The sequence below is a fragment of the Saccharibacillus alkalitolerans genome, assembly GCF_011090185.1.
GTDB lineage: Bacteria > Bacillota > Bacilli > Paenibacillales > Paenibacillaceae > Saccharibacillus > Saccharibacillus alkalitolerans.
The window spans coordinates 124899-138094 of record NZ_JAAFGS010000010.1 but is presented as its reverse complement, the minus strand read 5'-3'; the positions used below and the strand labels follow the sequence as shown (position 1 = coordinate 138094).

Annotated in this window: 11 protein-coding genes; 8 read left to right on the top strand and 3 right to left on the bottom strand. The window is 58.7% G+C overall.

Annotation, left to right across the window (positions count from 1 at the left end):
- Window positions 1-26: 26 nt before the first annotated feature.
- From GYN08_RS21050 to GYN08_RS21040, 3 genes are all read left to right on the top strand, one after another.
- Window positions 27-863 carry a prolipoprotein diacylglyceryl transferase gene (locus tag GYN08_RS21050; protein WP_166278817.1) on the top strand — a complete coding sequence of 279 codons (837 nt, stop codon included), beginning with the start codon at window positions 27-29 and terminating at the stop codon, window positions 861-863.
- Window positions 864-1182: 319 nt separating this feature from the next.
- Entirely contained in the window at window positions 1183-1458 is a 276-nt protein-coding gene (locus tag GYN08_RS21045) for an HPr family phosphocarrier protein (protein WP_166278814.1), read from the top strand.
- A 209-nt stretch (window positions 1459-1667) separates the two neighbouring features.
- Window positions 1668-3413, top strand: coding sequence for a sensor domain-containing diguanylate cyclase (locus GYN08_RS21040; RefSeq protein ID WP_166278811.1), 1746 nt, complete (start codon window positions 1668-1670; stop codon window positions 3411-3413).
- Window positions 3414-3469: 56 nt separating this feature from the next.
- On the opposite strand, the gene GYN08_RS21035 is transcribed toward GYN08_RS21040, so the two are convergent.
- The 3 genes from GYN08_RS21035 to GYN08_RS21025 form a co-directional block, all read right to left on the bottom strand.
- Window positions 3470-4060: a GNAT family N-acetyltransferase gene (locus tag GYN08_RS21035; protein ID WP_166278808.1), complete on the bottom strand. Its 591-nt coding sequence runs from the start codon at window positions 4058-4060 to the stop codon at window positions 3470-3472.
- 173 nt (window positions 4061-4233) lie between these two features.
- Window positions 4234-6357: a methyl-accepting chemotaxis protein gene (locus GYN08_RS21030; protein WP_166278805.1), complete on the bottom strand. Its 2124-nt coding sequence runs from the start codon at window positions 6355-6357 to the stop codon at window positions 4234-4236.
- Between the two features lie 344 nt (window positions 6358-6701).
- Window positions 6702-6893 (bottom strand): hypothetical protein, encoded by a 192-nt coding sequence (locus GYN08_RS21025; protein WP_166278802.1) that lies wholly within the window; start codon window positions 6891-6893, stop codon window positions 6702-6704.
- A gap of 473 nt (window positions 6894-7366) precedes the next feature.
- Between GYN08_RS21025 and GYN08_RS21020 the strand changes: the two genes are divergently transcribed.
- The 5 genes from GYN08_RS21020 to GYN08_RS21000 all read left to right on the top strand — a co-directional run bounded on the left by GYN08_RS21020 (window position 7367) and on the right by GYN08_RS21000 (window position 13170).
- Window positions 7367-8422, top strand: coding sequence for a FecCD family ABC transporter permease (locus tag GYN08_RS21020; RefSeq protein ID WP_166278799.1), 1056 nt, complete (start codon window positions 7367-7369; stop codon window positions 8420-8422).
- Window positions 8422-9453 (top strand): FecCD family ABC transporter permease, encoded by a 1032-nt coding sequence (locus tag GYN08_RS21015; RefSeq protein ID WP_166278796.1) that lies wholly within the window; start codon window positions 8422-8424, stop codon window positions 9451-9453. Before GYN08_RS21020 ends, GYN08_RS21015 begins: the two co-directional genes overlap by 1 nt.
- A 218-nt stretch (window positions 9454-9671) precedes the next feature.
- Window positions 9672-10559, top strand: coding sequence for an aldo/keto reductase (locus tag GYN08_RS21010; protein WP_166278793.1), 888 nt, complete (start codon window positions 9672-9674; stop codon window positions 10557-10559).
- A 154-nt stretch (window positions 10560-10713) separates the two neighbouring features.
- Window positions 10714-12420, top strand: a complete 1707-nt coding sequence (locus tag GYN08_RS21005; protein WP_166278790.1) for an SGNH/GDSL hydrolase family protein — start codon at window positions 10714-10716, stop codon at window positions 12418-12420.
- 108 nt (window positions 12421-12528) lie between these two features.
- Window positions 12529-13170, top strand: coding sequence for a flavin reductase family protein (locus GYN08_RS21000; RefSeq protein WP_408015081.1), 642 nt, complete (start codon window positions 12529-12531; stop codon window positions 13168-13170).
- Window positions 13171-13196 lie beyond the last annotated feature (26 nt).

Here is a 13196-nt window from a genome sequence, read left to right as displayed (position 1 = left end):
CGAAAGAGCGGGGAGAAGGGATCGAGATGAAAGAACCGATAAACGATTTCAAAAGCAAAAGACGGTCGAAGCCGAAAGGCGGAGACGGGCTGCGGGGCAAGCGATGGGCGTCCGCCGCGGCTTTGGCGTCCGTCGCGCTGCTCGGCGGCTGCCTTCGCTTCGGACCGCAGGAGGACGAGATGGCGAATGCCGTTCCCCGGGAAGAAGAGCAGAAAGTGCAGCAGAATACGGATTCGGCGCAAAACGGGGAGACGGACGAGAACGTGCGGGAAGACGTTCCGCAAGGCACTGCGGAGAACGGCGGGGCGGAGCCGGAATCGGGAGACCGAACAGAAGACGGAAGCGGCGGTCCCTCCGGCGAAGCTGAACCGGAAAGTCCGGAAGACGGAGACGAAATCCAAATCGTCCTCAGCCGCGACGACCCGGAGCGTACCGTCGAATTCGATCTGCAGAAGCTGCCGAGCGGTTATTCGCTATCGGGGATGTCCTGGGAACCCGAACCTGCCGAAGCGGTGGAGAACGGAACGCCGCAGGAGAGCGCTGAACTCTCGGACGAAGGTCAGGCGGGATCCGAAGCGCCGGAAGGAACGGAGGAAACGGAAGACGCGGCAGCCGAGCCGGAGCGCGTGAAGACCACGTATCACGATGCGGTCATAGCCGGAGAAGCGGGAACCGACGGTTTTTTCGTCGATCGCAGCGGCCAGCGGCTCGGGTATCGTTATGCCGAAGAGCAGACGGGAGAGTCGGGAACGGTCCGTCTCGAATTCCGGGACGAAAAAGGCGGCATCACGACCTGGGAATCCCGAATTTCGTTAGGTTATTTGGAGATTTCCGACGATGCCGCGGAGGTGGAAGAGCCGTAGCCGCCCCGCCTTTGGCGGCTCGGCTTTTTCTTCGTTTCAAGCAGGGATAAAGTGGATAAACATTCAATAAATTCGTGCCTGCGTTTCCTGCAGGCGCACCGGGGGAGGCGGAAACTTAGAAAATGAAAGTCAAAAACGGCAGTTGACGGTTCGCGGGCAGCCGGTAGCATCCCGTCTTCTTATCAGCCGTCTCGCTAACTTTTCGGCCGGGGAAGCCGATATATAGACAAGGAGAAACGGCATCGCATTATGCGAAACAGCGGTTTCGACTTCAAAATGGAAGCGTTATCAGTCCATTACGGAAAGAAGGAGACCACCTATGAGAGTACATGAGTTCAAAATCGAGAGCGATCTTAATCGCGACGAACTGCTTCGGATTTCTTCGCAGGCTTCCCAATTCGCTTCGGACATCAAGTTAACCTTCGGAGACGAAGATAACCAGCGGATCGTGGACGTCAAAAGCCTGCTCGGCATGATGCTGCTTCCCATACACGGCGGAAGCACGGTGCGGCTGAGCGCCCGAGGGCAGGATGAGCTGGAAGCGCTGGAATATATGTGCGGACTTTTTCAACAGTACGGATGCGCGCCTCATTGAATGAGGGGCCGCGCCGGAGGCGGAGCTGTTTGTCATAAAAATCGTCCGCCCAAAGTTTTTCGCATGCGGGATTTTCGGCAGTCTGCCGGAAGTCCCGCATTTTTCATGAGGGTTCCGGTAATAATCAACCGCTGGAATGCCGATATTTTCTTTATACAGCAAGCCGTACAGAATAGACGGTCGGCTGCTTTTAGGAGGATGTCGTCATTATGATTCAACTTTCTTTTAATCTGGGCTCACTGACGGAAGCCCATGCTTGCCTTGAAAATGACGAACTGCAGACCCGCGCGTCTTGCAGCCGCTCCGTTCTGGTGCAATTTTTCGCTTCCTCGCTGGATCCGAAAGTCGCGGTTCCTCTTGCGGAACGGATACACAGCCTTTTTCCGCAGGCGGTCGTGACCGGCATTACGACTTCCGGGGAAATTTATGAAGGCGAAGTGGTACTGGGGCGCACGATCGCGGTATTTTCCTTTTTTGAAACGACGGAGCTGATCCCGGTTGCTTTTCCGTGCCGGGCGGGCGAAGAGGAAGAGACCGGACGCCGCTTGGCGGCCGAAATTCTCGAGGATCGCGAAGTGGGCGGCGTCAAAGGAATCCTGCTGTATGCGACGACTCAGCGCATGGACGGAGCCGGCCTGCTGGTCGGCATGCGGGAAGCGCTGGACGGAATTCCGGTGTTCGGCGCGGGCGCCGGTTCTTATGTCAACAACGGAGAAGCCTGGATTTTTGCCTGCGGCCGGGTGTACGAAAATGGCGTGGCGGCCGTTGCGTTCCGCGGGCCCGATTTGGAGATCGAGATCCATCCTTACCTGGGTTGGGAGCCGCTGAGCCGCGGGATGACCGTAACGGGAATCGAAGAGCCGACTTTGATTACGACGTTGGACGGAATTCCGGCAGCCGAAGTGTACGAGAAATACTTGAGCATTCCGAACGACGAGAGCTTTTTCGAGAACATGCTGGAATTCCCCTTAATGCTTCAGAGAGGCGGCAGCATGCTGGCTAGGGTTCCGATCTCCCGGGGAGAGAACGGCAGCCTGCGCCTGGCGGCCGACGTTCGCGTGGGCGAACAGATCCGCTTGGGATACGGAAACCCCAAGCACATCGTCATCGACGCTTACGATATTCAAGAAAAAATAGGCGCTTTTCAGCCTCAAGGCATCCTTCTGTACTCCTGCTACTGTCGTCAAATTTATTTGCAGGATGCCGTTAATCTTGAGACCAGGGCATTCCAAAAATTCGCTCCGGCTTCCGGTATCTACACTTACGGCGAGTTTCACGGCCAAGGGGAAGGGCTGCAGCTTCACAATGCGACGATGATCGCCGTCGGCATGCGGGAAGGCGGGAAGAAGGAAGCCGCGCTGCCGCGGATCGAAGAACGGATCGGCCAGCGGGACACGAAGCAGATGGAAATGACGAGCCGGCTTGCCCGATTTGTCGGAGCCGTGGTCGAAGAATGGGAAAGCGTCAACCGCGAGCTTCAGGAGATGATGCAGACCGACAGCCTGACGGGACTGTACAATCGGAGGAAAATGGATGAACTGCTGAATGACGCGATCAAGGAAAACGGCGGGAAGCTTGCGATCATTTTGCTGGATATCGACCGCTTCAAGCGGATCAACGACGAGTGCGGCCATTTATGCGGAGACGCCGTCCTGCAGCGGGCGGCCAAGATCCTGCGGCTGCACGAGGGGGAGAACGGCACGGCCGGACGCTGGGGCGGCGAAGAGTTTCTGCTCCTGCTGCGCCATACGGGCTTGGAAGAGGCCGAAGCATTGGCGGAGCGGATTCGCGCCGACATGGAACGGACGGACTTCGGCAAAGCGGGGCGGGTTACGGGAAGCTTCGGAGTGACGGCGGCCGAGCCCGGCGAAGGGACGCGGCAAATTTTCAAACGCGCGGACGAAGCGCTGTACGCGGCCAAGCACGGAGGGCGGAATCGGGTAGTGGCCCAGTAAGGAACGTCTGCGACAAAAAAGAAAAAGGCTTCCGGCGCGTCGCGCCGGAAGCCTTTTTATCTCGCGAAGCTGGCTTTATGGAAAGCTTCGATATAGGCAAACAACTTCTTGCCGTCTCTCGGCAGCTCATTTTGACGGGAGGCGTCTTTGTCTTGGAGATCGAGCAGCATCGCGCGATACTTCTCGGGTACCCAGATATAGGAATGTACGTAATCCGTCGATTCGAAGCCGCAGCCCGACCAGAATTTTACCCGGTTCTTCCCCTCGGGGCTGTCGTCGTCTTCCGCTTCGATCAGCAGACCTTGAACGCCGTGCGTCTCGCGGGCCCAAGCGGCCAGTTCGAGCACGGTTCGCCTGCCGATTCCCCGTTCCCGAAAAGACGGCGAAACGGCGAGATAATCCACGATAAGCAGCCGGCGATCGGAACTGAGTCCGGTTAGCGCCATCGAGCAGACTTGACCGTTCAGAGTCCCTTCATGCAAAAACGCATCCATGCGCCCGAGCATGCTGCGAACGATCCGCTCGGGCTTGCGGATATGTTCGGGAAAGGAGGCTTCGTAAACGGGACGGATGCGCGCCCAGCGCGTATCGCTCCATTCCGCTGAAGCGGCCAGTTCGAATTCGGATCGGTGCAAGTCGGAATTCATGAGGTGTTCCTTCTTTCTTGGTTAGTGTAGAGGCCGATATAACAAATTAACCGAATCGGGAAGACAAGCGCACAGGCCGGACAAAATACCGAGCGGCCGGAAAGGGAGCCATGCGGGCGGACAAGCCGAAATCCCCGATGCCGGAGGCGTCGGGGGGTTCGATTATCGGTTTCTCATTGTCCGGACGACAGCTTGAAAAATTTGAGGTCGCTCTGCAGCCCGCCGGCCATGTCGCTGAGTGCGCCTGCCGCGCTGCCGATCTCTTCGAGAGCGGCCAGCTGCTGCTGAGCGGCGGCGGCCATATTTTGCGATTCTTCGGAAGAGTGCTGGGCGACGCGGGCAACCTCCGATACCGAAGCCGTCACTTCTTCCACGCCTGCGGAAATTTCCTCGGAAGCCGCCGAAATTTCCTGGATCTGATCGTTGACGCTTCTTGCGCTCTGTCCGATTTCGCCGATTGCGCTGCTGGCCCGATCGATGAAGGTCATGCCGTAAGTCGTTTCCGAATCGGTCCGCTGCATCAATTCGACCGTTTCGCCGATCAGCCCGCGTATATCGCCGATGCGCAGCGAGATCGTTTCGACGGAAGATTGCGTCTGCTCGGCCAGCTTGCCGACCTCGGAAGCGACGACGGCGAAGCCGCGGCCGTGTTCGCCGGCTCGCGCCGCTTCGATGTTGGCGTTGAGCGACAGCAGCTGCGTCTGCCGGGCGATGGCCTTGATCGAAGCGACAATGTCGTCGATCTGCCGGGAATGCTCGTCGAGCCGGGATACGCTGCCGGTCGAGAGGCTGACCGATTCGCGGATGCTGCGCATCTGCTCGACCGCCGCCGACAATTCCCGGTCGCCGGCATCGGCGCGCTGCGCCGTCTCGGCGGCCGATTCGGCGACCGAAGCCGAAGATTCGGCGATCCGGGAAATGCCGATAGCCATCTCGTTCATCGCCAGCGCCGTATCTTCGGTCATGCGCCGCTGCATCTCCGACCCTTCGGCTACGGACTGAACGGCTTCGGCGACCTGCCGCATGGCGAGCGAGGATTCGGTAGACACCGAGCTGAGCTGCTGAGAGGACTCTGCCGAACGTTCCGAAGCTCCCTGCGCGCCGAGCAGCGTCTTGTTCAGCGCCGCGATCATGCGGTTGAACGAATCGCCCACCTGCCCCAGTTCGTCCCGCGTCTCCAGCGCGATCGTACGCGACAAATCGCCTTCGGCCATTGCCGCGGAGCGCTCGCTCAGCAGGCTGACGGCGGAGTGGACGCTTCGGTAGAAGGCCGCGTAGAAGAGCAGGACAAGCAGGAGTGCGACCGCGATTGTCGAGACGATCAGGTTGCGCTGCGTTTCGAGGCGGTCGATCCGCTGATCCAGCAGGAGCGCGAGCGTCGACGAAGCTTCGCCGAAGAACGAATACGAGACTTCGATCGTCGAGGTGCCGGCCGCAAAAAATTCCGCCGGTTCCGACGACAGACTTTTATCGTCGAACAGGCGCTGCTGCACAAGCGTCAGGAAGGTTTCGATCGAGTCCGCCGATTGGTTGCCCGACGCTTCGATCTTCGCTCCGGCTTCCGGATTCAGTTCGCCGAGCCGCGCAAGTGCCTTGTTCAATTCTTTCAGATTGTTTTCCGCTTGGGCTTTCTTGACCGCGACGTCCGTCAGAGCCTCCGGCTTGGCCTGACGTTTCGTCAGCATGCCGTTACCTGTACCCCGAATCTGGGCCGTTTCTTCGATCAAGGAAGGCAGACGCTTGACGACCATGTCCATAAGGTAGAAAGAATCGATCTCCGTATCGAGCGACAGACCCGATTCGTCGGCGCTTTTGATCACAAAGTCGAGCATGCGGCCGATCAGTTCGCTGTGGCGCGAAAAGCTGTCTTCGGCGGAAAGCGAAGAAGTCTGCTGCTGCAGAGTCTTCCATTCCCCGAAAATTTCTTTCCATTCGGCGCCGGAGCCGGCCAGTTCGGCATTTTGAAGCGCCTTATCGATCAAGGCCGCATCGTTATCGGCTTGAAGGGCGGCTTCGGCCAGTTTGGTTTCGCTGTCCGCTCCGCCGCCGTTCAAATAAGCGTTGGCCTGTCCGCGATGCTGCTGCAGCGACAAGACAAAGGGAAGGGAAGCTTCCACCTGAGCCAGGCCCTTTTTTTCCAGGAGGGAAGAAGAAATCTCTTCCTGGGTCCCGGCGATCCATAAGCTGAACAGCAGCGCCAGCGGCGCTGCGAACAAGACGCTGATCAATATGAATTTTTGAGCGTATTTTAATCTTGATAACACGAATGTGAATGGATAAAGCAGTTTACTCAGCATAAAAATCCCCCTTGTAAAAGTTCGGCTTTAACGGATCGAAGTTCCATAATTGCTTCTGCCTCGGTATATATATCGGCAGAACGATTCGAAAATAATCCATTCGACTCTGCAAAAGCACGGGGATTTAACGCCTTTTTTACAAAATAACATAAAAATTTGCCGCTTCGTCACCTGCCGAACCTGCCGGAGCCTTCACTTAAACGCAAAAAGGCTCCGTCCGCGCTCGGCGCGTCGACGAAGCCTGGGAAAAATATTTTTTTGCTTGCACGGGTTCGGCCGGCGGCGGGCGCCAAGAAAGAGGCGCGTCCGGTGTTCTTTTGAAAAAACAACGTTCCGGACACGATTCAATGGATGCGCTCGAAGCGTTTAACCGCCCAATAAGGCAAAGTCACCGGACATTCCGACGTATTGATGGTAAAAAAACGGGCATCGTTCACGTGGGGAGAACAGGGACCGGTGTAAAATTCGCCGCTGACCAAGTGCAGACGAAGGACTTCTTCTTTGGATACGGCCTTTTTGATTTCTTGAACCGCCATGATGCAGGCCCCCTTAACAGTGCTGAATCAAATTCCTTTTTCAATACCTTACATTACCCGTGGCCCGGAGCCTCCAATCATATTGCAGACAATATGAATAAATTGTAACTAATATGAAGGAACTTCGAAAAAGCGGCTTCGGGACATCGAGCAAAAGAGGAACAAAAACGCGCGGAAAGAGATCCCGCTTCTTTTTCGTAGACGAACGAAAATAGGCCTGTTATACTTGAAATGATAATGAATCTCAATTAAAGCGGTAAGAACGGTCCGAAGGCGTGCGGAAGCGTAAGCGGAGTCGGGCCGATTGCATACATAAGTTCGGCTGAAGATGAGAAAGAGAATGTTCATGCCGTCTGCTGTCCGTACGCAGGTTCGAATCAGAGAAGACAGAAGACGCGCGAAGTCTGATGTTCATTCGGAAAAGGGTGATGTCGTGAAACAACTGCAAATTGACGCGAGGGGGACGAAACGAGATGAAATCGTCCGCTTTGCCTAAAGATCCGAACCAAGCCGTGCGCCAGGTGAAAGTCCGTTCGCGGCCGTGGGCGGCTTCGCTTATTCTGGTAGGAGGCCTTATCGCGCTTGTGTTCGGCATGGCGGCCGCCATTGCCATCGGGGCGAAGGATATCGCGCTGCCGGACGTGTGGACCGCGATTTTCCATTTCAACCCGGACTTGACGGAGCATCAGATCATTCGCGAACTTCGGATGCCCCGCGTGATCGGGGCGGCGATTGTAGGCGCGGCTTTCGCGGTGGCGGGCGCGATCATGCAGGGCATGACCCGCAATCCGCTCGCGGATACGGGGCTGCTCGGGCTCAATGCCGGAGCCAGCTTTGCGCTGGCGCTCTGCTTCGCTTTTTTTCCGGGGATGTCTTTCCTCGGCCTGATGCTGTATTCGTTCCTCGGCGCCGGAGCCGGCGTCGGCATCGTATACGGAATCGGTTCGCGTTCGAAAGGCGGATTGACGCCGATTCGTCTCGTGCTGGCGGGCGCCGCGGTCAGCGCGCTCTTTACCGCGCTCAGCGAAGGAGTCGCGCTTTACTTCAAAATCGGTCAGGATCTTGCTTTTTGGTATGCCGGCGGCGTAGCGGGTACCCAATGGCTGCAGATCGAAATCATTCTGCCGGCGGTCCTGATCGCGCTGCTTGCTTCTTTTGCGCTGTCGCGCTCGATCACGCTGCTCAGCCTGGGTGACGAGATCGCGACGGGGCTCGGCCAGCGAACAGGGCTGATTCGCCTGTTCGGCGTGCTGATCGTGCTCGTGCTGGCGGGAGCGGCCGTGTCGGTCGTCGGATCGGTCGGATTTGTCGGCTTGATCATTCCGCATTTGACGCGAAAACTGGTCGGCGTCGATTACCGCTGGATCATTCCCTGCTCGGCCGTGCTCGGCAGCCTGTTGATCGTGCTCGCGGATTTGGCCGCGCGCATGATCAACCCGCCGCAGGAGACGCCGATCGGAGCGCTCGTCGCCCTGATCGGGGTGCCGTTCTTCCTCTATCTGGCGGTCAAAGAAAGGAGGAGCCTATAATGGAATCGATGATCCACCAGGCGGAGCGCCGCAAGCGCAGCCGCGGGCTCCTGGTTATCGGCATTTTCGCGGCGCTTATCGTTGCCGCGTTTATCGTCAGCATGAACATCGGCTTTATCCGTCTCGGACCGCTGGAGGTCGTTCGGACGCTGTTCGGCGGAGGAACGGCGCAGCAGCATTTGATTCTGTTCGAGTTCCGGCTGCCGCGCATCGTCATTTCGATCCTTATCGGCGCGGGTCTTGCGGTATCGGGCTGCGTCATGCAGGGACTGTCGCGCAATCCGCTGGCCGATCCGGGCATTCTGGGCGTCAACGCCGGCGCGGGGCTTATGGTCATGCTGTACGTTTCGTTTTATTCCTCTACGGTCAGCGGCTCGGTATTCCTGCTTCCGCTGCTGGCTCTCATCGGCTCGGGATTGACGGCGGTGCTGATTTATGTGCTGTCGTACAAAAGAGGAGAGGGATTGGTACCGACCCGCATGCTGCTTGTCGGCATCGGAGTGGCGGCAGGAATCAGCGCGGCCATGATCGTGCTGACGCTTCGTCTGAACCCGGAAGAGTATCAGTTCGTCGCCTCGTGGCTGGCCGGCCGGATTTGGGGGACCAGTTGGAAGTTCGTCGTGGCGCTGCTGCCGTGGCTGATCGTGTTCCTGCCGTTCATTTTCTATAAAGCCAAAGTTATGAACGTGCTGAATATGGGCGACCAGACGGCGACGGGACTCGGGACGGCCATCGAGCGGGAGCGGCGGCTGCTGCTGGCCGCGGCGGTAGGACTGGCCGGAGCCTGCGTCGCGGTCAGCGGCGGGATCGGCTTCGTCGGCTTGATCGGTCCGCATCTGGGCCGCCGGCTCGTCGGTCCCAAACATCAGATTCTGCTGCCGGTTTCCGCGCTGGCCGGCGCGCTGCTCGTGCTGGTCGCCGATACGCTCGGACGCTGGATTTTGCAGCCGACCGACATCCCGACAGGAGTCGTGGTCGCCGTGATCGGAGCGCCGTACTTCCTGTATCTGCTCTCCAGAGCCAAAGTTTAGACCTGTCGGCCGGCTGTGTCGATACATGGAACGTAAGGCAAGACCGCGAAAGGCCTCCTGCTCCCGCAGAGCAGGGGGCCTTTCGCGGTCTTGCGGACAGCGGGGATTGCAAAAGTCGCCGCAATGGCCTATCATGGAAGCGCTATCCGGGCAGCTTGATCAAGACCGGTCGGGTGGGGGGCATAGAGTCCCGCCCGCATCACGAAGGAGTGAGCGGAATGAAGTACAGAAGATTGGGCAAGACCGAATTGGACGTTTCCGTCGTAGGCGTCGGTACCTGGCAGTTCGGCGGCGATTGGGGCAAAGATTATACGCAAAAAGACGCCGACGAAATTCTGAATCGGGCCAAAGAGCTCGGCATCAACCTGATCGACACGGCGGAATGCTACGGACCGCATCATATGTCGGAAAGCTTTATCGGCGACTTCCTTTCCCGCGATCGTCGAGAAGACTGGGTGCTGGCCACGAAGTTCGGCCATCACTGGCACGATCATTGGGAGAACGCCTGGAGCGTCGATCAGATTCGCACGCAGCTCGAAGAGTCGCTCCGCGCGCTGAAAACCGATTATATCGATTTGTATCAATTTCATTCGGGTTCGGACGAAGCTTTCGACAACGACGAACTGTGGACGATGCTGGACAAGCAGGTGCAGGCGGGGAAAATTCGAAATTTGGGCATCTCCATCGGCAGCAACGACAATGCGTATCAAACGGATAAAGCGGCCGAAGTGAATGCCAAAGCGATTCAAGTCGTGTATAACCGTATCGACCGGGTGCCGGAGGAGCGCGTCTTTCCGTCCTGCGAACGTCAAGATCTGGGTGTTTTGGCGCGGGTTCCGCTCGCAAGCGGATTTTTGAGCGGCAAATACAAGCCTGGCGCCGTGTTTGAAGACAACGTGCGCAAAGGCCGCGAACGAGGGGAAGTCGACGAGAAGCTGAAGCTGGTCGAGGAGATCCGCCGCAGCGAAGTTCCGGAAGGCATGGGCATGGCGGAATGGGCGCTGGCCTGGTGCTTGAAAAATCCGGCGGTCAGCTGCGTCATTCCGGGCTGCAAAACGGTAGAGCAGGTCGAATCGAACGCCCGCGCGGCGGAGATCGAGCTGTAAAGGAAGCCATATAGGAAATCGTTCGTCCCCGTGCCTAGAGAGGCACGGGGACGTTTTTTTCGAAAACGGTTCAATCCCGGCGTCAAAAGGCGTATTCTGAAAGGGAGAGAAGCGGACAAGCCGCCGCTGCACATTCGGTAAAAGGGGAATGAAAATGAACGGTTGGCGAGAAATCGAAGCGATACCCGAGCGAAAACGAATCTTGTTTCTGGGAGACAGCATTACGGAAAACGGAACGTATATCCGCGATCTGGAGGCGTTTTTTTTGAAATATTTGCCGGAATGCGAAATCGAATGGATCGGACTCGGCGTCAGCAGCGAGACGGCCGCGGGGACGCAGGAGAAATCCCATCCGTTTCCGCGGCCCTGCCTGCACGAGCGGCTGGACCGCGCATTGTCGGAAAGCCGGCCCGATTGGGCGTTCCTCTGTTACGGGATGAACGACGGCGTTTATCGGCCGCTCTCGGCCGAGCACTTTGAAGCGTATCGAAGCGGCATCGACCGGGCGGTCGGCGCGATCGAAGCGGCGGGCGCGCTGCCGATCCTGCTGACGCCTCCGCCGTTCGACGCCGTTTCGGCAAACGGCCGCCTGCAGCCGGACGGCGCGCCGGATTATTCGTTCGAGGAGCCGTATGAGCGCTACGACGAGGTATTGAGGCATTATGCGGAATGGCTGCTGCTGTACGGACGCGGGCGCGGAATCAAGACGGTCGATATCCGTCGGCCGCTCCTGGATTTTATCGAAGGCGAAAGAAAGCGGAATCCGGGCTTTCGCTGCGGGGACGGCGTGCATCCGGAAGCGGCCGGCCATGCCGTGATCGCGCACACGATCCTGCGGAAAGTGTTTCGTCTGGAATGGGAAAAGATGCCGGAGTGGCTGCATGCGAACGGGGAATTTCTTCGGCGGGTCACGGAACGGCGCGAACTGCTCAAAGCCGCCTGGAGGGAACATGTCGGCCACACGAACCCGTTCAAGCTTGAGGCGCTTCCTCTCGAGGAGGCGCTGGCGCAGGCCGAAGAGCGGCTGCCGGCTATCCGCGAGGCGGCCCGTCGCGAAGGAGGAACGTTCGACGAACGGAGATCGGATTGGAACGGCTTCGTCCGCAGGGATTATGTCCTGCAGGGCAGATCCTGTCTGGTCGTCGAGCCGGAGCGGGCGGCAGCGGGACGTCCCTGGATTTGGAGAACCGAATTTTTCGGCGCTTTCGCGAATGCGGATCTGGAATTGGTTCGCCGAGGGTGGCATGTCGCTTATATGAAGCTGAGCGATCTGTACGGATCGTCGTTCGCGGCCGAATCGATGGAGCGTTTTCGCGCCGATACGGCAGAACGGTTCGGGCTTGACCCCAAACCGGTGCTGCTGGGCTTCAGCCGAGGCGGCTTGTACGCCGTCCGATATGCGGGGATGTATCCAGAGCATGTGCGCGCGCTTTATCTGGACGCGCCCGTCGTGGATATTGCGAGCTGGCCTGGAGGGTTCGGCAGAGGACACGGCTCGCCGGAGGAATGGATGGACTGCCTGGACGTTTACGGGACTCGGGTCGGCGGCCCCGAAGCGGGTACGGGCACCCGCACGTTCGCGTTCGGCGAACGGGAGCGCCAGGAATCGGAGCGGGTGACGGAAGGACTGCTCGAACGGCTGGAGATTCCGGCAAAAGCCGGCATTCCGATTCTGCTGATAGCCGGAGCGGCGGACGATGCCGTGCCGTTTGAAGAAAACGGCAGCCGGCTGCGGCAGCGCTATCTCGAAGCCGGAGGCCGGATCGACAGCATCGTCAAACCCGATTGCGGCCATCATCCTCACGGACTCGACGATCCTGAGCCGATATTGAACTTCATCAATTCGTCATGGATCGATTGAAAGACCGGCCATGCGCGTATACAATGGAAGAATTAAAGACGCCGCGGCAGCGAAGAGACAAAGGCGCGCGGCGTCCTTATTTGATCCGATTCGGAAAGGAGCTGTCCCGTGCATAATCTCGATCCTCGGAACCTGGACGGCAAGCTTGTCTATAAATTGATGACCGGAACGATCGTGCCCCGCCCCGTCGCTTGGGTGACTTCGCTGTCGCAAGAGCACGGAACCGTCAATGCGGCGCCCTTCAGCTACTTTAACATGATCAGCTCGGATCCGCCGCTTGTGGCCGTCTCCGTCGTTCGTCGTCCGGACGGCACCATGAAGGATACCGCCCGCAACGTGACGGAACTCGGCGAGCTGGTCATACATATTTGCGACGAAACGCTGGTCGAGGAAATGAACAGAACCGCGGCGCCCCTGCCTCACGGCGAAAGCGAAATCGATTTGACGCGGCTGACGCTGGCCGGCAGCGAAGCGGTGGGCGTGCCGGGCATCGCCGAAGCCAAAGTGCGGCTGGAATGCCGGCTGGAGTCGCATGTGCCCATCAAGGCCGACGACGGACGGATCTCCCACGATCTGCTGATCGCCCGCATTTTGCGCTTCCGTCTCGACGAATCGATCTTCGACGAAGAGCGCGGTTACGTGCGGACGGAAAAGCTTCGCCCGGTCGCGCGCCTCGCGGGCAGCGAATACGCCGAGCTCGGCCGACTGTTCAGCATCGAGCGCCCGACCCAGCCGGGCGGCGGCGCATGACCTAACAAAAAATCCGCTCCAACCGC

What these genes read in the sequence shown, in the direction of transcription:
- GYN08_RS21050 (WP_166278817.1), top strand. Translation starts at nt 27, where the DNA reads ATGAAAGAACCGATAAACGATTTCAAAAGCAAAAGACGGTCGAAGCCG.
- GYN08_RS21045 (WP_166278814.1), top strand. Translation starts at nt 1,183, where the DNA reads ATGAGAGTACATGAGTTCAAAATCGAGAGCGATCTTAATCGCGACGAA.
- GYN08_RS21040 (WP_166278811.1), top strand. Translation starts at nt 1,668, where the DNA reads ATGATTCAACTTTCTTTTAATCTGGGCTCACTGACGGAAGCCCATGCT.
- GYN08_RS21035 (WP_166278808.1), bottom strand. Translation starts at nt 4,060, where the DNA reads ATGAATTCCGACTTGCACCGATCCGAATTCGAACTGGCCGCTTCAGCG.
- GYN08_RS21030 (WP_166278805.1), bottom strand. Translation starts at nt 6,357, where the DNA reads ATGCTGAGTAAACTGCTTTATCCATTCACATTCGTGTTATCAAGATTA.
- GYN08_RS21025 (WP_166278802.1), bottom strand. Translation starts at nt 6,893, where the DNA reads ATGGCGGTTCAAGAAATCAAAAAGGCCGTATCCAAAGAAGAAGTCCTT.
- GYN08_RS21020 (WP_166278799.1), top strand. Translation starts at nt 7,367, where the DNA reads ATGAAATCGTCCGCTTTGCCTAAAGATCCGAACCAAGCCGTGCGCCAG.
- GYN08_RS21015 (WP_166278796.1), top strand. Translation starts at nt 8,422, where the DNA reads ATGGAATCGATGATCCACCAGGCGGAGCGCCGCAAGCGCAGCCGCGGG.
- GYN08_RS21010 (WP_166278793.1), top strand. Translation starts at nt 9,672, where the DNA reads ATGAAGTACAGAAGATTGGGCAAGACCGAATTGGACGTTTCCGTCGTA.
- GYN08_RS21005 (WP_166278790.1), top strand. Translation starts at nt 10,714, where the DNA reads ATGAACGGTTGGCGAGAAATCGAAGCGATACCCGAGCGAAAACGAATC.